The organism is Priestia sp. LL-8 (assembly GCF_036227845.1).
Lineage (GTDB): Bacteria > Bacillota > Bacilli > Bacillales > Bacillaceae_H > Priestia > Priestia zanthoxyli.
Map to the genome: position 1 here is coordinate 3,435,842 of NZ_JAZAQH010000001.1, position 18,299 is coordinate 3,454,140.

Consider the following 18,299-nt stretch of genomic DNA (forward strand, 5'->3'; position numbering starts at 1 on the left):
GGGGTTATTGAATATATTCTTTGACTTTTTGGTAACCGATTTTCTCTTCAGATTGCCAAGGAATAATAGCGCAATTAGACGTTAATTCATTCCTTATTTTCTTAATCCATGCTTTTTCAGCTTGTGATCTTCCCTTTAAAATAGCATCCTTTGTATCTGTTGCGTACAAACTTTGGTTGATAACCCACCATTTTGGCGTAATTTTAGCACGTTTCAAGTCTTCCTGAAGACGATGTGCTTCTAATACTGGCGTTGCTTCTGCAAGAGTTACAATAACTACACTCGTTTCTTTTGGATTACGTAAACGTGGAAGTAACGTTTTAACGCTTTCTGGAACCTCTCCTGTAGCTTTTTCCAATTCTTTATGATAAGACTCGCTAGCATCAAGTAAAAGCAACGTATGACCAGTTGGTGCTGTATCGATAACTACAATTTCATCATTTGACTTGGCTAGCACGTCTGCAAAAGCTCGAAACACAGCAATTTCTTCTGTACATGGTGAATTTAAGTCTTCTTGAATATAAGCAATACCATCTTCATCAAGTTCCTCACTAGCTTTTGTAAGTACTTCTTTTTTATAAGCATCTACTTCAGATTTAGGGTCAATTCGACTGATGCTTAGTAATTCCTTTGCTTCACTATTACTAAAAATAAAATCTAAATGGGCGGCAGGATCCGTGGTAGTTAAATGAACACGATGGCCTTTTTCAACTAGTCCTACTGCAATCGCAGATGCTACTGTTGTTTTACCAACACCGCCTTTACCCATTGTAAAAATAACTTTTGTTCCATTTTTAGAGAAGTCTTCTACAACATCTTTAAACTCGGATAACTTTTCTGGAGAAGGCTCTCCATTTTTAATTTCGGTTTCTGGCAATGTCTCTCCTTTAAACAAACGACGTAAATGATTAATACCCGTTAAAGGATAAGATACATAAGGCACTGAATACATAACCATTTGTTGCAGCTCTTCTGGCATTTTCTTTAATGATTCTTGTTGTCGAGTATAAAAAGCAGTAGATATTTCATCGCCTTGTACATATTGATTCATTAACCCGTTTACAATTAAGTTTTGATTTAAAATGCCAATATCTTTTAATTCTTTTGAAGCTCTATTTGCTTCTTCTAAAGAAGAAACATCGGGTCGAGCTACTAACATTAAAGTCGTCTGATTGGGATTTGATAAAGCTTCTACCGTTTTTGCGTATAAACCTCTCTTTTCATCTAGACCTGATAAAGGTCCTAAACAAGAAGCTCCATGTGTGCTTTCATTTAAAAAACCAGTCCATGCACTTGGCAATTGTAACAAGCGAAGTGTATGCCCTGTTGGCGCTGTATCAAAAAGAATATAATCAAATTGGTTGACCATTTCTTCATTAGCAAGCAAATTTGTAAACTCATCAAATGCAGCAATCTCTACCGTACAAGCTCCAGATAATTGTTCTTCCATAGTAAAAACAACAGCATCAGGGAGTTTTCCACGATAAGGTCCTACGACTTTCTCACGGTATGTTTTTGCTGCTTGTTCAGGGTCCAGGTTACAAGCATATAAATTTTTAACCATCGGTATCTCAATTGGCTCGTTTCTCAAGTCAATTTCAAATACATCTTGTAAATTTGAAGCAGGATCTGTACTAACAATCAGTACTTTATGACCGTTATCTGCTAACCCAACAGCTACAGCACATGCTGTGGACGTTTTGCCAACACCTCCTTTACCTGTAAAAAATAAAAAGGGTGTTTGAATCATTTTTTCGGGTTGAAAAGATTTGAACATTTCTTTTACCTCCCTATTTTGGGTTATTAATGTTTAATTTGATCGGCATGCGTGGTTTTTCGCTCTTTAATTCTTCAGTTTTAACACCAAACCATTCAGCAAATTCTTCATTGGTTGGGTAGCTTCCAGTTTTCTCTACTTCACCATTCACTAATATTACTGGTAAAGCATCTGGACCTTTACTCATAAGAATCTTATTAACTGCTACTTGATCAACAAACTTATTTGGTTCGCTTGTTAAGTTATAACGTGTAATATCGAATCCCTTTTTCTCTAAGGCGAATACAGCTGAAGCCACCCTTGTTAATTCAGGATCAACACTTGGACCGCAAACACCTGTTGAACAACACATAGCAGGATCAAAAATCTCTACTTTTTTCATACTTACATCCCCTTTTAGTAAAATGCAACTCCCTAACAACAGCTTATAATAATATACTTATATAGAGGGTAAAGAGTAAGCCAAGAGAGTAGCTCTCGGCTTATTTTAGTTATTATTTGCCCGTTTCAGCAAAACGGTGAATACGCTCACTAATTTCATCACGGACACGTTGGAAGAATGCCCATTTCTCTTCATCTGTTCCTTCTGCTTTTGCAGGATCATCAAATCCCCAGTGCTCACGTTTTACATGAGGAGGCGTGACTGGACAGTGATCTGCTGCGTGACCACATAAAGTGACAACTAAATCCGCATTATTTAAAATTTCAGGATCAATGACATCCGATGTTTGATTTGAAATATCAACGCCTGCTTCTTTCATTGCTTTTACAGCGTTAGGATTTAGTCCATGGGCTTCTAGACCCGCACTACGTACATCCCATTGTTCATTATTTAGATATTTTTTTGCCCAACCTTCTGCCATCTGGCTGCGGCAAGAGTTACCTGTACATAAGAAATAAAGTGTTTTTTTAGACATGTGTCAAATCTCCTTTAAAAATGTTATGAAATAATGAGTAACCAAATATATAAACCAACAAGCGTGATAAACAATGTTGGGATGGTTAAAATGATACCTGTTTTAAAGTAGGTTCCCCATGAGATCTTCACACCTTTTGTAGAAAGGACATGAAGCCATAAAAGTGTGGCAAGAGAACCAATTGGTGTGATTTTTGGACCTAAATCCGATCCAATAACATTTGCGTAAATAAGTGCTTCTTTAATCGTTCCTGTTGCATGTGTTGCATCAATCGCAAGGGCGTCAATCATAACGGTTGGCATATTGTTCATAATTGATGAGAGAATGGCCGCAATGAATCCCATGCCAATTGTTGCTGCAAACAGACCTTGATCGGCTGTCGCTTGGATAACACCGGCTAGTACTTCCGTTAGACCGACATTACGTAAGCCATATACAACTACATACATACCAATCGAGAAGAAAACGATAGCCCAAGGCGCGTCTTTTAATACTTTTTTCGTTTCCACTGCTGGACTTCGTCTTGCTAACCCTAAAAAGAAAATAGCAATAATACCTGCAATAATGGAAACAGGAATATCAAAGAATTCACCTACAAAATAGCCAAGTACTAAAACAACTAATACAATTCCTGATAACTTGAACATTTTTTCATCTTTAATTGCCTCAACGGGCTTTTGTAGATCAGCTACATTGTATTTTTTTGGAATGCTTTTTCGGAAATATAGATATAAAACAACTATACTTGCGAAAAGTGCGAATAAATCTGGAACAATCATGCGTGACGCAAATTCAGAAAATCGAATACCAAAGAAGTCAGCTGATACGATATTTACTAAGTTACTTACCACAAGTGGTAACGACGTCGTATCAGCGATAAATCCACTTGCAATAATAAAGGGAAATACCATTTTGTCTTCAAATTTCAACGCTCGAACCATTGCTAGTACAATTGGCGTTAAAATTAAGGCTGCTCCATCATTAGCGAATAAGGCTGCAACAACGGCTCCAAGTAGCGAAACATATACAAACATACGAACACCATTGCCACCTGCAGCTCTCGCCATATGCAATGCTGCCCATTCAAAGAAACCAATTTCATCTAAAATTAAGGAAATAATAATAACTGCGATAAATGTGAGGGTCGCATTCCATACGATGCTTGTTACATCCAGAACATCTTGAAAATCAACGACTCCTGCCAGCAAAGCCAGAATGGCTCCCCCACAAGCTGACCAACCGATAGATAGGTTTTTCGGCTGCCAAATAACAAAAACTAATGTCACTAAAAAGATCAGTGATGCCAGGACAACTGATGCCAATTTTTAAACCTCCAATTACTCACAACAACTAATACGTAAGCCTTGTTTTTCTAATTCAGTTAAACGTTCATCTTGACATGGTAATGAATCAAGCAAACTGATTATAAAATCGTGATTTTCATGTGCTTGGTTAAGAGAATAAAAAATCCATTGCCCTTTTCGTTTTTCCTTCACTAAACCAATATCTTTTAACTTGCGTAAATGCTGACTAATGGATGGCTGACTAGCCTTGTAGATTTCTACTAATTCGCAAACACAGCATTCATTTGTTTGTAAAAGCTTCATCATTGATAGCCGCGTTTTATCACCCAACAATTTTAGGATTTGAGCTGCTTTTTCAATTTCAACTACAGTTTTCACACCCACGTACATACACCTCCTAGTTAATCAGAATTAATATATAATAATTTGCTTATATGTTTATATATATTAATATACTTGCTTTTTAAAGCATTTACAACCCTTTTGATTAAATCAAGGTATATCAGTCCCATCTTGTTATCATGCAACCATCTAACTGTTCACTTATATATAAAGAAATTCATGTAATAATTAACCTTCACATCGATTTCCGTTTATATGTGAAAAATCCCCTAAGATTATTCCTTAGAGGATTTTACGAATTATTTAAGAATTTTCTCCATTACCATCACATTTACATGCTGATTGTCTAATATTCCTTGTTCATAAAAAACGCCAACTTCTCGAAACCCTAAACCACGATATAGTTTCTGACCTGCTTCATTAAAAGGGAAAGTTGATAAAACTAGCTTATGAAACTTATTTTTCTTTCCTATAATTTCTAAGCTGTGCAATAAGACTTTTCCAAACCCTTTTCCTCGTTTTTCACGCTTAATATAGACCGATACATCTGCTACCCCGTTATACGCGCAACGATAAGAATAAGGATTTAAAGAGGCCCATCCAACTATTTCATTTTCTATTTCGGCTATAATCACCTCATATCTATCATTACGATGATATAGCCAATTTTCTATGTAAGATAAATCTTTCTTATCTTCTTCTAAAGTAGCAATTCGGTCCTCAATACCTTCGTTATAAATCTTTAAAACTTGAGGTAAGTCCTCTTCTTTCATTACGCGAACGTTCATTATAACTCCCCCTATCTTAAGCTTTTAATTATTATATCAATTTATTTTGATTTATTGGTTGCTTTTTGTAAATTTTCCCGTTATGATTAATACATCAAAAAAGTTTGATTAACTAAATGTGAGGTAAAAAAAATGAGAATTAACAATTCTGGAAACTTATCTGTTGAGTATTTTCATGCTTATTTTCGATTAGTAATCAATACACAACGTATAGAAAAGAATGAAGCCAAAAGCCTTATTTTTAAGCGTTTTTTTCACGATGATCCAATGCTACGTGGAAAGACTACGTATACAAATTTTGAAAAAGCATATAATACTTTTACTTATTAAATCAAAAAAAATTGATTAAGGAGAAAGAGAATGGAAATAGTAAAGGATATGAAGCAAACATTTGAACAATATGAGCAGAAATTCAAAGCCCTTTCAGATCAAAAAAGACTAGAAATTATGCATGAGCTTTGTCAAAGAGGACAAACATGTGTCTGTGATTTAACCGAATTCTTTGGTATATCACAATCTAAACTATCCTACCATCTCAAAATTTTATTGGATGCGAATTTGATTACGAAAGAAAAAAAGGGAACTTGGAATTACTATGATCTAAATAATGAAGAACTAAATAATTTATTGTCTGAGGAGCTATGTTGTCTATTTAGAAATGCAAAAAGATAAATTTATCCTTGTTTTTTTACCTAATAAATCAATTTTTTTTGATTTAATGTAAACTTTGCACTACTAAGGAGGAATTTTAAATGAAATATGTTCATGTAGGAATTAACGTAACTAATTTAGAGCAATCAATTGAATTTTATCAAAAGGTGTTCGGAGTAAAACCTGAGAAGGTAAAAGAGGATTATGCTAAGTTTCTGCTAGACGAGCCAGGACTAAATTTCACTTTAAATGTACGCGATGAAGTGAACGGGAACCAAGTGAACCATTTTGGATTTCAAGTTGATAACGCGGAAGAAGTAACTGCTCATAAAGAACGATTAGAAAAAGAGGGCTTCTTTGCTCGTGAAGAAATGGATACAACTTGTTGTTATGCGGTTCAAGATAAATTTTGGATAACGGATCCAGACGGAAATGAGTGGGAATTCTTTTATACAAAGGCTAATAGTGATGTTCACAAAATTGGATCTGATGTAGGACCAGACGAAAAAGCTCCGAACACTAACTCTTGCTGTTAAATGAAAAGCCTACCTCTTAACGGAGGCAGGCTTTTTTTATGAACCTCTAAAATGTTCTTATATTTAGTCAATTGTATAAAGATATAATGGCGGTTAAAGGATCAACTTTAGAATATAGTAGAAAACCATTGCAATAATCCCGGCACCAGGTAAAGTAACAACCCAGGATAGAAGAATCTCTCTAATAACTCCGAAATTCATTGCTTCTCGTCCATTTTTTAATCCAGCTCCAATAATAGAAGAAGTACTTACGTGGGTTGTAGAAGCCGGTAATCCAAATTGACTCGAGGCCATAACTAACGAGGTGGTAGTGAGCACTGCTGATAAGGAGCTATTTTCATCTAATTTAGTCACTTTTTTTGCTAATAATTCCGTTACTGGCAGCCCTTTAATTAAGCTCCCTAGGCTCATCGCTACAGTAACTAAAATGAAGAATGAAAAAGGTAAGGTACTGCCTTGCTCTGAGGAACCATTTAATACAGAGACTAGTAAAGCAATTGCTACAATTTTTGGCGTATCATTAACCGACCGAACAAAACAAATTAAACCACTAGAGATCCAGGCAATACCTTTTCCTACTTGAGGATTGATTTTAATTTTGTCTACAAATAAATTAAGGAACCAAGCTATACATAAACCTAATACTGGACTAAGAAGTAAAGGTAAAACAAATTTACTTCCAAGATTCCCCCATAATACACTAGATACACCTTGTGAGATGCATGCAACTAGGATAACGGCTCCGATAATGGCATGTGTTGTAGAAACAGGTAATGAAAATTTAGTGGCAAGTGCTACCCAAAGAGTTGCCCCTAGTGCCATAGCCAAAGCCATGATACCTGTGAGTTGATATTCTGAATTCATTAAACCGGCAGTAAATAAACCAACTAGTTTAGAAGCAAGAAAGAAGGAGCATACTCCTCCAATTACGGTCATGACAACGCCATATATTATAGCTGTTAACGCACTAGCGTAGCCAGAAGCTACTAATGAGGATACACCTTTAGAAACATCGTTTCCTCCATTTTCTGCTGCTAACCAAGCTACAACACATAACCCTATAAACGTTATAAAAGACCCTGATGGCACAATACTAGTCATCACAAAGAAAGATGTAGTTAAAATGGCAATAATTAAACCTGTTAAAGGGTTAGTCCCAATATTTAATTTCTTTCTTAAACCTGTTTGAACTGCTATATCTGTACTTATCTTTTGATTTTGCATCTCTATCTTCAAACCCTTTCATCCTGATATAGTCCCTTAGCTTTAAGGAAGATTATCTTTTTATTTAGGAAGCCAATGTTTTATCTATAAGTCTTACTATGAATAAGGAGCCAGCATGCTGACTCCTTATCGCTTAATTAAATTCTTTTATTACCAATTCTAAGTGAGGCTTAGTAGCAAAGCTTACTAAGTTACCGTTTACTACAACAGCTGGCGTTACATACTTAAGAATCGTATCCTCACTTATATACTCAAATCCTCTTTTTTTAATCAATTCACTGAGTTTTTTCTGAGCCATTACTCGATCCATTGAAATATCATAATTATAAAGATGTACATTTACTGATTTATCAAAGTGCTCTTTTAATTGATCCTTTAACTCTAGACTTTCTTCATAAAAATTTTGGCTATCTTCACAGCAACCAGTATCTGTAACTAAATCTGAATCTGTATCACAACAATCTCCTTGGCCACTTGGGATACTTGGGAAAATTTCGATTAAATCATTTGATTTCATCTATATGTCCTCCTTACATTACTTCGTATAAACGATGAACCGGTTTTGGTGGTAGTGGGCTAAAGCACTCATTGTATGTTTCATTCCATTTCGTACCTAATTCTTTATTCAGAGCTCCAATCGCATCGGCCACCACCAGATTTAAGATAGCTGGAGATGCTTCAATACGGATATTTAAAACAACTCGTAGTTGTTTTGCATTTTGTACATTTTTCTCAGTAAATGTTGGTTCATCACCTGTATGAACCATACTCGCTTTCACGTATCCATCTTCAAGTCCTACATGAACTTTTAAATGTGCAATAGCCATTTTTTCTCTTATAAAGTGGGCATTTAATTTATCTAAGAAGCTTTCTGCCCACTGACGTGGGTCTACGTCTCGATCAGAACTTAAGTCACCTAAAATATTCATCCACGCTAATTGAGCTTCTCCCTCTGCATAGCGTTCGTAATCGATATCAAGTACTTTGTCTCCACCTAAATCTGTTGTTAACCATGTTTCTGTTAGTACATCAAGGTTATCTCCCCTTTCTGCGGAGATTGTTTGGATGACAGTTTGCGGATAACGTTGTTGTAAATAGTTATATAGTTTTTCAACTTCTTCAGAAGAGTAGCGATCTAATTTGTTCAGCGCAATGATATCTGCTTCAGCTAATTGCTTTTCAAAAATATAGCTTACTGACTGTGAAAAAGAAGGTCTTGTTTCATCCGTTGCATTAAGCTCATGCATTAATCTCGCTGGATCTACCACAATTGTTAAAGGTGCAGTCTTAAACTGTTCTGAATAATACTGTTTTAAAGGCTGAATCACAGTAGCAGCTAGATCTGTACAACTTCCTACAGCCTCTGCAATAATTACATCTGGTTGCTTTTCTTCTAATAAACCAGTTAAGTTTTCGTATAAATCTTCAAATTGACAGCAGAAACAACCGCCTGTTACTTCTTTTGTATCTAGACCATTTTTACGAGCTAGCTCAGTATCAATTAACTCTTTTCCTTGATCATTCGTTACAATTGCGACACGATAACCTTGTTCTTCAAGTTTTAAAGCTGAGTTAATCATCGTAGTCGTCTTACCAGCTCCCAAAAATCCTCCAAGTAACACTAGTTTTGCAGTTTTCATTTCCATTCCCCCTGTTTTTTACTCTTCTTCATGAAGTATTTTATAAATTAAGGCAGCACTAATGCCCCCTAATACCGTGGCTACTAAGTAGACCCATAGAGTACCAAATGTACCTGATACTATTGCTGGACCAAATGATCGAGCAGGATTCATGGATGCTCCACTAATTGGACCACCAAACATTGCTTCTAGAGCTACAGTTGCTCCTATTGCCATGCCAGCAAATGACTTAACTGCTTTACCATGCACAGCCGATGTTAAAATAACCATCATAAGCACAAATGTTAAAACAAACTCTAAAACGAAACTTTGTATCCAAGAACCACTAGGTAGAGTAGACCCTAAGTGCGCTACATTCCCAAACATAAGTAATAAAGTTATGCTTGATGCAGATGCTGCGATCAATTGCGTAAAAAGGTATAGTGTCGCTTCTTTTCTGTTGATTTCACCAAGAAATAGAAAAGCGAGTGTGACTGCTGGATTAAAATGAGCTCCTGAGATATGTCCAAATGAATAAATTAAAGCCAATACAACCAAACCAAACGTGATGGATACTCCAACATGAGTTAAACTCTTTGTAAGAGAGTCAACAACAATTGCTCCTGTCCCTGCAAAAACAAGAAAATAGGTCCCAATGAACTCTGCTATCAATTTTTTCTTTGTTTCAGCATAAGGGTCTAGCTTTGGTAAGACATGTGCTTGTCTAACAGGAACTGCTACCATAGATTTCTCAGCCACTAGTTATTCCTCCTTAGCACTTCAAGCAGCATCGCTTGAAGATGCCCTCTTCAGCTGGCGTTAACATTTCAAAATAAAGTTCGTCCAGTTTGGGATCTGGATGCTTCCAGTCGTAGTGAAATTCATGTTCTTCTAAATCTAAGGATTTAATAGATTCCTTGTGTAATAATGGAGAACCTTTATACAAATATAGTCTTGTTTCATATTGAATTGGATCTACAATGTTCCCTAATTGGTTTTCTTCTACGAAAGATCTGAACGTTGTAAGATCTTCAAACTTAGTCCATGGATTAAACATGATAAAAGTTGGATTTAATTTGATATCAATTTCCCTTAAGTAAGCAATCGCTTCTTCGATATCTGAAACCGTTGTATCTTTTGCGACGGCATCCAGTACTTCCTCTGAAGGAAATTCTAATGCCGATGTAATAAACTTGACTCCCAAGTTCTTCATTTCTAAAAGAGTTTCTTTATTTTCTAAGATGTGATCTACGCGAGTGGTAAAATCATATGTTAAGTCAGGAAATTCTTCGTGAAGTTTACGTAAAATTTTGATTCCATGATATTTCGCATTAAAGAAATCTGCATCAATGAATGTAAGGTGCGTCATTCCTCCTGCTACGAGATTTCGAATATCTGTTAACACGATATCCTCTGGAACTAAAATAACTTTGCCGTCGTATGCTGCAAATACTGAACAGTATAAGCATTTATGATGACAGCCCCTAGCAATTTCAGTTGAGCCTACAACTTCTTCTGATCCTAAAATATGATTAATTTGTTTTTGAGGGTATTTATACAAAGGTGGTAGTAAATCTCGTGAAGGTATGTCTAGGTGATTACGTGCCATATAGGGATGTATTGATTCTCCTTTTATAGCTTGTTCGGCGCTTAATAATCCTGGAATCTTTTCTTGTACATCGCCTGAAAGATGCTTAGCTAATAAAGTTAATGGGTGTTCCCATTCTCCACAAATACAGGAATCACTATATTTCCCAGCTAAACGATTAGCATTGATAGTAGCATGTTGTCCAAAAAATGTGATGTGAGCTTTGGAGTTAAGGTTAGCTGCTTGTTTTGCAATTTCTATTCCAGCATGAACTGCGTCAAATAGGGGAACCGAAATTGCAATTAAATCTTTATCTAGAAATTTTTCTTCAACTATTCCTTCCACATACGTATCTAAAATCGAAACGTTAAATCCTTCTTTGATTAAAGGTGTTGCTGCTGTGGCAATAGTGTTGGGTTGAAAGCCGCCTTCAAAGTTTGAAACTAGTAAAATATTCATCATTTAATCCCCCTGATTTCTTCTTATGGCCAAACTGGATCTGTCATCAGCATGATAATAGTAGTTGCTGCTATCGTTGCGTACATAAACCCAATTTTACATTTCAATTTTGATTTCATTTATTTATTTAAACTCTTGGCCAAACTGGGTCTGACATCATGATAATAACAGCTGCTGCCATTGTAACCTTCATAAACAAAACCTTATATTTTAATTTCATCGTCCTATCCCCTTTTTTAAATATTCAAAATATTTAAGCTGTATTTGTCCACCAATCACAATAAGACTAACTCTTCTTTAATAGTTTTCAAACTAAAACCTAATCTTCCTCCTTATAACATTAACTAACATTAGTTAACATTTTTTATTTTTATTTATTTTTGTTATAAATGTTAAATCTTTAAGTAAATAGTAATGGATGTGGAATTCCTTGTCAACACATTTTGAACATTTAACAAACTATTTACATTTTGTTCAAAAATGTTAATAATAGAGATAGGTAAATAAAGAAAAGATTGGGGTAGTTTTTATGTTAGGTCAGCGCATAAAAGAATTAAGAAAAGAATCTAAGTTAACGCAGCAAGATTTATCAGAAGGCATCATTACTAGAAGCTATCTAAGCCAAATTGAAAAAGGCCTTGTTCAGCCCTCATTTGATGTATTAGAAAAGTTAAGCGAAAAACTTGATTGTACAGTTGATGATTTCTTTAAAACAATAGAAAACAAAGACTTACTTTTATCACAAGTAAAAAAAGAAATAAAAACTGCAGAAAACCAAGTAAATGCGAATTCATTTGATAAAGTTGAAACATTTATTCAGAAGAAAGAATATTTGTCTCGTAACGATTTAAATGAATATGACAAAGGCATTTTAATGTGGATACATGGAAAGTATTATGAGTATAAAAAAGACTACAATCATGCTATTACTTTTTTTGAAAAGAGTTATTCCCAGCTTGAAAAAGGCAAACATACGAATGAGATGCTACGCTCTTTAGATTCCCTAGGATCTTGTCACAGTCAGGTTAGCAATAATGAAAAAGCCCTTCATATCTTAAATAAAGCGTATCGTATTATGATTTATGACCAAATTAGTGGAATGATAAGGATATCAATCTTAGTTAATCTAGGGGTTGTTCACGGTAAATTAAAGGAATTTTATTCTGCCATTAATTTTTTAGAAGAAGCAAGAGATTTAAATGATAATCTAGGTACTTTTTATAAATCTGGGGAAATCTTTATGGCTTTAGGAATTTGTAATATGGAGTTGAAACGTTATAAAGATGCCAAAATCTCTTACGAACGGGCTCTTAAATACTTTAAACTTAGTGAAAATAAGTACCATGAAGCCGGTACCTATACAAATCTAGGAATTTTATTTTCTTACCAAAAAGACTATTATCAAGCTGACCTTGATTTGAGAACAGCTATAAATATTTATAAGAATGTTAACGCTGAAGAAGCACGAATTATGAATGCGCAGGTAGAACTTGCAAGAGTATATTATTTACAAGAAGAATATGTACAAGCGTCTTCTTTATGCGAGGACATTATAAAGCTAAATGACGTTAATAAGCATAAGGCACAGGCATTCGAACTTTTAGGAGATATTAATTATAAATTATCTAATACAGAGACCTCACTAAAGAATTATGAGGAAGCAAAGAAGATTTTAGTAAACCAAGCAATGCCATGTGATCATGTATGCAAAAAGGTGGCCGACGTTTACTTCCATTTAGGAGACTATCAGAAAGCTGCAGATTCCTATAAAGAATGCTTTTAATAAAAAACAGTGAGTTACTTGGACTCACTGTTTTTTTATGATTTCTTGGTAGGTAACAGGCGACAGAATACTTTTAACTTCTTTATCGTTTACCTGATAGTAACACCAAGTTCCTCTTTCGCAACGGACAAGGATTCCCGCATCTACAAGTAATTTTAGGTGATAAGATAACTTCGATTGAGAAATATTAAACTTTTTTTGTAGATCAGAGACACATAACTCCTTACAGCAGGAAATTTCCTTTAAAAGTGCAAGTCTGGTTTTATCACCAAGAGCTTTAAATTTATTTTCAACGTCTATAATCATATTTAAATCTCCAACAAGTTACCAATTTTTAGGGGTAACTCCTTTTCTAGGGAATATGCTATGCTACTTGAAAGGTTCTGTTCATCTCCATAGACAATGAAGTAGCCTAAACGTTCAAAATTACTTTCGGTTCGTTTGACTGATTCCCCATTTTTAACATACCACTTTTGTTCTTTTATGCAGGAAGACTGGAACTGTTCGTCAAACTGTACCTTTCCATCCTGATTAGCTAAAAGAAATCGAATAGAAGCAGATGGAACAGTAGATGAAGATGTCACTAAAGAGTCGATGCCTTTACCTAAAGTAACAAGGAAAGCTAATGCTTTAAGATCAATCCCCGTGACTGCTTTGACGAGATGTGGTATCTCATCACCTCCTGGTCTAGCGTTTACTTCTACAATTCTTGGCCCTTTTTTTGTTAATTTCACTTCAGTATGAGTAACAGCAAAATCCACGCCTAAAGCAGCTAAGCTTTGTTCTACTAGCCTTTTAATTTCATTCTCTTCATTAGCATTTAAGTTTGCAGGAAAGTCATGTCCTACTTCAATAGAAAGAGGGTATGGAGTTACAAGTTTCTTTGTAATTCCAATAATAGTAGTTTGGGCATCAACCGTTACAGACTCAATACTAAACTCCGGTCCATCTAAAAACTCTTCAATAAGTATGTCTGAATCAATGGTTTGACCCACGATATTCTTCTTACTTTGCACAATATGTTTAATAGCTGTTGATATTTCTGATTGATTCTGGCATAAGTAAACATTTTTACTTCCTGAATCGTTAGATGGTTTGACGATAAGAGGAAAATCCATGCCTTGAAGTTGAGATTCTAGCTTCCTTTCAGAAGTAACAAGACGATATTGAACCTCTCCTACACCAGATTCATTTAATTTTTGCCTAGCCATTTTTTTATTTCTACATCTTAAGCTAGCTTCATAAGGTAGTTGATACTTTAATTGCAGCATTTCACTTATCTTAGATGCTAAAGGAATTCGATATTCATTCATAGTAAAAACCGAAATTATATCAAGTTGATTAGCCAGTTCTAGACACTTTTCTAACACGGTTTCTTCATGGTTTAAATCAATCTCAACAGGCACATCCACATCGAAAATTTCATCAAATGAAATCTCTTTTCTTAATAAAATGGTTTTATAACCTTGTTCTTGTACCAATTGAACTTCATTATCTCTAGGGCTAACTAAAATAACATATTGATTATCCATAGATCGTCTCCTTACTGGCAGCATGTAGAGGATGATTTACTTTCTACCTTTAACTCAACTTGATCCTTTAATTTTTGAGAGTTTACAGCGATTGCGATACCTGTTATTTGACCAATTTCTTCTTTTGTAAACCCTAATTGTTTAGCTGTCAGAACTGCGTTCTTCAATGTAGCTTGATCATTTAACAAAGTAGCTGATGTTAGAATAGCTACAACTTTTTCTCTTTCAGGTAATGTTCCTCCTTCTACTGCTTCAGTAAAAAAGGTTTCAAAATAAGAATTTAATTTTTGATTTAAAGCTAACATGTTTGCAACACTCCCTTTAACTTAATTAACATTTTTATATAAAAAATAAAAATGTTCTCTATTGTTAATTAAATGATATAACCAATTATTAGGTGCGTCAATAAAAAAATTCTGAAAAAAATGGCAATTAATTTATTGACAATTGAAATAGTTGTAGATTACAATTGTTTCAACAAGCAAATAAGGTGTGGTGAAAAGGGTATGAACAACGTAAAAGTAGGAAAAGAATCTCATCAATTTCGTCAAATGCTACAAATTTTAATTAGACGCTTTGGTTTACTTGAAAAAGAAGGTGCACAATGTTGTGGAGTTTCTTTAGTACAAAGTCATATATTATTTGAAGTAGAACGCACAAAAAACCCATCATTAAATGAACTCTCGTCTTCACTAGGGCTAGACAATAGTACATTAAGTCGTCATATTCAAGGGTTGGTAGAACGTAATTTAGTAAGTCGTATACAATCCCCTACTGACCGTAGGTATGTAACAATTACGCTTACTCCTGAAGGAGAGAAATACGAGGATGAGATTGCTAAACAGATGAATGTATATATTCAAGAAATCCTTTCTAACGTACCAGAAAATAAACGTGGTCAAGTTTTAGAAAGTATTGATTTAATTTTGGAGGCTATGAGAAACAGCAGTTGCTGTTAATGCCTCTTTTTTCAAAAATAATAGTTGTATTTTGCAACTATTGTAAATGTACATAGTTTCTAAATTCAAATTATAAGGAGGAATACTTTATGCCAGATGTAGTAACGAAAGTATTATTAGAATTTCTATCTTTAAGTAAGAACTTATTAGTTTTATTTCTGGGTATTTCATTTTTTATCAGCTTTATTCAAGCATACGTACCTTTCGAAAAAGTTGAAAAATGGATGGGAAGCAAAAATCCTTTTCTAGGAAACTTAGCTGGTGCACTACTTGGTTTTATAACACCTTTCTGTTCATGCTCCACTATTCCGTTACTAGTAACTATGCTCAATCGTAACGTTCCTTTCCAAACAGTAATGACATATTTATTTACTTCACCTTTATTAGATCCTTGGATTTTAGGGTTAATGGCTTATATCTATGGAGTAAAGGTAACAGCTATTTATACCGTTACAACTTTTGTATTCTCTATGATTATTGGATGGTATTTAAATAAGAAAAATTATAAAGAGCAAGTAAAGAAAGTCATGATTAAAGGGAATCTCCCAGAGCAAGATGAACGTCGCAGAAAAGATCTGGTTTTAAATATTAAGGAATCCATTAAGGAAACTATAGATTTAATTCGTTCAGTTCTCGTATATATATTAATTGGTGCATTCGTAGGAGCAATTATTAAAGAAGCAGTGCCAACCAATTTCTTAACGTTTATTTCTGATCAAAACCAATGGTGGGTTATCCCATTAGCAGCTATTATTGGTGTTCCATTATACATTCGTCTATCAACGATGTTACCAATTGCTCAAGCTTTACTTGTTAATGGATTCCCTATTGCTCCGACTATGGCGCTGCTAATAGGAGGTGCTGGTGCAAGTTTACCTGAAATCATCATGTTGAAGAGTATTTTCCACAAGAAATTAGTAAGTGCATTTGTTGTATCAGTCTTTTTAATGGCAACTGTTTCAGGCTATTTATTCTTAGTATTAGAACTTTAATGGAGGTGGATGAAAATGGGTCTAATGTCGATTTTCAAAGGAAATAAGAAAGAGAAAGATTGTTGCAATATTGAGATTGTGGAAGTAAAAGAAGAAAAAAGCACTTGTTGCTCAAGTGAAGCTAATAAAGAGCAAAAGAAAGAAGCTTAAAAAGGAGTGATTGATTATGATGTATGAACTAGAATTTATACTCATGCAAGAACAACGTGCAATGAATTATGCATCTCGTCAACAGAGACATACTACTAATTTATTAGCTAAAGAGACTTACCTTTCAAAAATAAAAGGTATTGTATCTAGAAACTCTAATGTCACAAAGTCTAATTCTCAATGTTGTGTACAATGTTGCTAACACTTTAAATAACAGATAATTTTAAATTTTAAGTATATTAATGTTGAAGTAATGGTATATTGGGAGATAAAACTACCTTATGAGTTATAAGTGGGGAGATTTTATCTTCCTTTTTTATTCTGTGTTTCTAAAAAATAAGATGAGGAGGATTTTTTATGAATAATGTTATTAAGTTTTATGAGTTCCGAAGGCATAGAAAAATTAAAAAGTTTTTTCGTTGCGTTGTAGTGATAGGGATCATTACTATATTTTTTGTATTTTCTTATCTTTTAATTGTAACAGGAATGCAACACCCTACCGAGTTTCCTTCTTACATTGAGCCTAAACCGTAATATTTGAATTATTAGCCTCCTCGCTTAAACTCAAGTATCTATTACTAAACCATATTACATATAAACAAAAAGGCCCCTTTAAACTCTGAAGGACCCAGTTATCATATGTTTATATACTCTTCTTCATTCCGCATTCCCGTCATTCACGTAAGAAAACGCCACCTTTTACAGAACTTTTGAAGTAAGCTGAATTACAGTTATCGCACCGGCCACTAACCTTATCCGGAAATTCAGCATAGTCATATACTTTATCAAAATCAATTTTTTGCTCCTTCATTTCTTCCAGGTTAATCACTCTTCTCTATTTTGCTTTTATTAGACAATTACGTGAGTTTAATCAATCTAATATTATCTTTAAAGCATATTACCTTGACAGGGTGTACGATTTTAACTTCAATAACATTTATGTCTACAAAAGATGCAGATTTAGTTTGATAAGAATTTTTTTTCAAAATGTAAATAGCTACGCAGGATTTCACTTACATGTTCAAGTTTTATACGAGACCTTTGAAGATAAACTATACTTGGCTCATATATGTGTACCATGCTTAAAACATCCAGCTCACGAACAGAAGAGTAAGGTTCTTTTAGTAACTTAAGTTCAGAGGTTAAATAATGAGATATGAAGTCTATATCGTTCACGATCTCTCTCAATGCATTCTCTTCATCTTTTTCTAAATATACTACAAGTAAATTGATTAACTAATATACTAATAGTTTTATGAGGGATTCAAGAATATTACTTTAAATTATAAACTATACATCATCACATTCTTCACCCTAATTTAACTTGCTAGCCTTTCTATTTTATCCTTACACAAATTGAACATCAATTAGTTCACTTAAACTCATTTTATTTTCAATTCAAATACTTCATCGATAAAAACAAACAAATTCTCCAGGGAATGAACAAACTGGATGAATCCCTATTCTGTAATACTTTGTCCCTTTTTGTAGTATGTAAGATAAACTTGTTTATTTGTATATAACGCTTCAATCAATGTGAAATTAATTTATTCCATTTGCTCTTCCGTTAAAAGAGGTCGAAGTACCTTTCATAGACCTTAATATATTTAAAAAAAGTTTTTTCTATTTACAGAGAATCTAATAGAAAGTCTCCTATGATGCTTTGAAGAATATTATT

General features: G+C 34.2%; 20 protein-coding genes. 6 read left to right on the forward strand and 14 right to left on the reverse strand.

Annotated elements, in window-relative coordinates:
- Positions 1 to 4 precede the first annotated feature (4 nt).
- The 6 genes from arsA to U9R83_RS17925 all read right to left on the reverse strand — a co-directional run bounded on the left by arsA (position 5) and on the right by U9R83_RS17925 (position 5,128).
- The gene (arsA, locus tag U9R83_RS17900) at positions 5 to 1,777 is read right to left on the reverse strand and encodes an arsenical pump-driving ATPase (RefSeq protein WP_243549701.1); all 1,773 of its coding nucleotides are present in this window, start codon (positions 1,775 to 1,777) and stop codon (positions 5 to 7) included.
- A 13-nt stretch (positions 1,778 to 1,790) separates the two neighbouring features.
- Positions 1,791 to 2,159, reverse strand: coding sequence for an arsenite efflux transporter metallochaperone ArsD (arsD, locus tag U9R83_RS17905; RefSeq protein WP_116740055.1), 369 nt, complete (start codon positions 2,157 to 2,159; stop codon positions 1,791 to 1,793).
- A 112-nt stretch (positions 2,160 to 2,271) separates the two neighbouring features.
- Positions 2,272 to 2,694 (reverse strand): arsenate reductase (thioredoxin), encoded by a 423-nt coding sequence (arsC, locus tag U9R83_RS17910; RefSeq protein ID WP_116740057.1) that lies wholly within the window; start codon positions 2,692 to 2,694, stop codon positions 2,272 to 2,274.
- 23 nt (positions 2,695 to 2,717) lie between these two features.
- Complete coding sequence (locus tag U9R83_RS17915) at positions 2,718 to 4,016, reverse strand: arsenic transporter (protein ID WP_243549703.1); 1,299 nt, start codon at positions 4,014 to 4,016, stop codon at positions 2,718 to 2,720.
- A 15-nt stretch (positions 4,017 to 4,031) separates the two neighbouring features.
- Positions 4,032 to 4,382, reverse strand: coding sequence for an ArsR/SmtB family transcription factor (locus U9R83_RS17920; protein ID WP_243549705.1), 351 nt, complete (start codon positions 4,380 to 4,382; stop codon positions 4,032 to 4,034).
- A gap of 257 nt (positions 4,383 to 4,639) precedes the next feature.
- Positions 4,640 to 5,128: an arsinothricin resistance N-acetyltransferase ArsN1 family A gene (locus tag U9R83_RS17925; protein WP_243549707.1), complete on the reverse strand. Its 489-nt coding sequence runs from the start codon at positions 5,126 to 5,128 to the stop codon at positions 4,640 to 4,642.
- A gap of 360 nt (positions 5,129 to 5,488) precedes the next feature.
- Here U9R83_RS17925 and U9R83_RS17930 point away from each other — a divergent pair, with 360 nt between their 5' ends.
- Both U9R83_RS17930 and U9R83_RS17935 read left to right on the forward strand, forming a co-directional pair.
- The gene (locus tag U9R83_RS17930) at positions 5,489 to 5,800 is read left to right on the forward strand and encodes an ArsR/SmtB family transcription factor (protein ID WP_279401013.1); all 312 of its coding nucleotides are present in this window, start codon (positions 5,489 to 5,491) and stop codon (positions 5,798 to 5,800) included.
- Positions 5,801 to 5,880: 80 nt separating this feature from the next.
- A complete protein-coding gene (locus U9R83_RS17935) occupies positions 5,881 to 6,315 on the forward strand; it encodes an ArsI/CadI family heavy metal resistance metalloenzyme (RefSeq protein WP_243549710.1) in 435 nt (144 codons plus the stop codon).
- Between the two features lie 93 nt (positions 6,316 to 6,408).
- Here the strand turns inward: U9R83_RS17935 and U9R83_RS17940 are convergent, their stop codons facing one another.
- The 5 genes from U9R83_RS17940 to arsL form a co-directional block, all read right to left on the reverse strand.
- Entirely contained in the window at positions 6,409 to 7,551 is a 1,143-nt protein-coding gene (locus tag U9R83_RS17940) for an inorganic phosphate transporter (protein ID WP_243549713.1), read from the reverse strand.
- A 121-nt stretch (positions 7,552 to 7,672) separates the two neighbouring features.
- Entirely contained in the window at positions 7,673 to 8,056 is a 384-nt protein-coding gene (vcpD, locus tag U9R83_RS17945) for an ArsD-related vicinal cysteine protein VcpD (protein ID WP_243549715.1), read from the reverse strand.
- Positions 8,057 to 8,069: 13 nt separating this feature from the next.
- Positions 8,070 to 9,179 carry a GTP-binding protein gene (locus U9R83_RS17950; RefSeq protein ID WP_243549717.1) on the reverse strand — a complete coding sequence of 370 codons (1,110 nt, stop codon included), beginning with the start codon at positions 9,177 to 9,179 and terminating at the stop codon, positions 8,070 to 8,072.
- An 18-nt stretch (positions 9,180 to 9,197) separates the two neighbouring features.
- Positions 9,198 to 9,917, reverse strand: coding sequence for an aquaporin (locus tag U9R83_RS17955; RefSeq protein WP_243549719.1), 720 nt, complete (start codon positions 9,915 to 9,917; stop codon positions 9,198 to 9,200).
- Between the two features lie 13 nt (positions 9,918 to 9,930).
- Positions 9,931 to 11,205, reverse strand: coding sequence for an arsinothricin biosynthesis radical SAM protein ArsL (arsL, locus tag U9R83_RS17960; protein WP_228307814.1), 1,275 nt, complete (start codon positions 11,203 to 11,205; stop codon positions 9,931 to 9,933).
- Between the two features lie 529 nt (positions 11,206 to 11,734).
- On the opposite strand from arsL, the gene U9R83_RS17965 reads away from it, so the two are divergent.
- Positions 11,735 to 12,988 carry a helix-turn-helix domain-containing protein gene (locus tag U9R83_RS17965; protein WP_047751981.1) on the forward strand — a complete coding sequence of 418 codons (1,254 nt, stop codon included), beginning with the start codon at positions 11,735 to 11,737 and terminating at the stop codon, positions 12,986 to 12,988.
- 24 nt (positions 12,989 to 13,012) lie between these two features.
- On the opposite strand, the gene U9R83_RS17970 is transcribed toward U9R83_RS17965, so the two are convergent.
- From U9R83_RS17970 to U9R83_RS17980, 3 genes are read right to left on the reverse strand one after another with little or no spacing between them, the layout of a single operon-like run.
- Positions 13,013 to 13,294: an ArsR/SmtB family transcription factor gene (locus tag U9R83_RS17970; RefSeq protein ID WP_243549721.1), complete on the reverse strand. Its 282-nt coding sequence runs from the start codon at positions 13,292 to 13,294 to the stop codon at positions 13,013 to 13,015.
- A gap of 2 nt (positions 13,295 to 13,296) precedes the next feature.
- Positions 13,297 to 14,520, reverse strand: coding sequence for an ATP-grasp domain-containing protein (locus U9R83_RS17975; RefSeq protein WP_047751983.1), 1,224 nt, complete (start codon positions 14,518 to 14,520; stop codon positions 13,297 to 13,299).
- Positions 14,521 to 14,531: 11 nt separating this feature from the next.
- Positions 14,532 to 14,825: a carboxymuconolactone decarboxylase family protein gene (locus U9R83_RS17980; RefSeq protein ID WP_047751984.1), complete on the reverse strand. Its 294-nt coding sequence runs from the start codon at positions 14,823 to 14,825 to the stop codon at positions 14,532 to 14,534.
- A 201-nt stretch (positions 14,826 to 15,026) separates the two neighbouring features.
- On the opposite strand from U9R83_RS17980, the gene U9R83_RS17985 reads away from it, so the two are divergent.
- From U9R83_RS17985 to U9R83_RS17995, 3 genes are all read left to right on the forward strand, one after another.
- A complete protein-coding gene (locus U9R83_RS17985; RefSeq protein ID WP_047751985.1) occupies positions 15,027 to 15,479 on the forward strand; it encodes a MarR family winged helix-turn-helix transcriptional regulator in 453 nt (150 codons plus the stop codon).
- A gap of 89 nt (positions 15,480 to 15,568) precedes the next feature.
- Positions 15,569 to 16,471 (forward strand): permease, encoded by a 903-nt coding sequence (locus U9R83_RS17990; RefSeq protein ID WP_047751986.1) that lies wholly within the window; start codon positions 15,569 to 15,571, stop codon positions 16,469 to 16,471.
- A gap of 15 nt (positions 16,472 to 16,486) precedes the next feature.
- Positions 16,487 to 16,621, forward strand: a complete 135-nt coding sequence (locus tag U9R83_RS17995; protein ID WP_262984123.1) for a hypothetical protein — start codon at positions 16,487 to 16,489, stop codon at positions 16,619 to 16,621.
- Positions 16,622 to 18,299: the final 1,678 nt, after the last annotated feature.

Coding starts and splice junctions, on each gene's coding strand:
- arsA (WP_243549701.1), bottom strand. CDS start 1,777: ATGTTCAAATCTTTTCAACCCGAAAAAATGATTCAAACACCCTTTTTA.
- arsD (WP_116740055.1), bottom strand. CDS start 2,159: ATGAAAAAAGTAGAGATTTTTGATCCTGCTATGTGTTGTTCAACAGGT.
- arsC (WP_116740057.1), bottom strand. CDS start 2,694: ATGTCTAAAAAAACACTTTATTTCTTATGTACAGGTAACTCTTGCCGC.
- U9R83_RS17925 (WP_243549707.1), bottom strand. CDS start 5,128: ATGAACGTTCGCGTAATGAAAGAAGAGGACTTACCTCAAGTTTTAAAG.
- U9R83_RS17930 (WP_279401013.1), top strand. CDS start 5,489: ATGGAAATAGTAAAGGATATGAAGCAAACATTTGAACAATATGAGCAG.
- U9R83_RS17935 (WP_243549710.1), top strand. CDS start 5,881: ATGAAATATGTTCATGTAGGAATTAACGTAACTAATTTAGAGCAATCA.
- vcpD (WP_243549715.1), bottom strand. CDS start 8,056: ATGAAATCAAATGATTTAATCGAAATTTTCCCAAGTATCCCAAGTGGC.
- U9R83_RS17950 (WP_243549717.1), bottom strand. CDS start 9,179: ATGAAAACTGCAAAACTAGTGTTACTTGGAGGATTTTTGGGAGCTGGT.
- arsL (WP_228307814.1), bottom strand. CDS start 11,205: ATGAATATTTTACTAGTTTCAAACTTTGAAGGCGGCTTTCAACCCAAC.
- U9R83_RS17965 (WP_047751981.1), top strand. CDS start 11,735: ATGTTAGGTCAGCGCATAAAAGAATTAAGAAAAGAATCTAAGTTAACG.
- U9R83_RS17970 (WP_243549721.1), bottom strand. CDS start 13,294: ATGATTATAGACGTTGAAAATAAATTTAAAGCTCTTGGTGATAAAACC.
- U9R83_RS17975 (WP_047751983.1), bottom strand. CDS start 14,520: ATGGATAATCAATATGTTATTTTAGTTAGCCCTAGAGATAATGAAGTT.
- U9R83_RS17980 (WP_047751984.1), bottom strand. CDS start 14,825: ATGTTAGCTTTAAATCAAAAATTAAATTCTTATTTTGAAACCTTTTTT.
- U9R83_RS17985 (WP_047751985.1), top strand. CDS start 15,027: ATGAACAACGTAAAAGTAGGAAAAGAATCTCATCAATTTCGTCAAATG.
- U9R83_RS17990 (WP_047751986.1), top strand. CDS start 15,569: ATGCCAGATGTAGTAACGAAAGTATTATTAGAATTTCTATCTTTAAGT.
- U9R83_RS17995 (WP_262984123.1), top strand. CDS start 16,487: ATGGGTCTAATGTCGATTTTCAAAGGAAATAAGAAAGAGAAAGATTGT.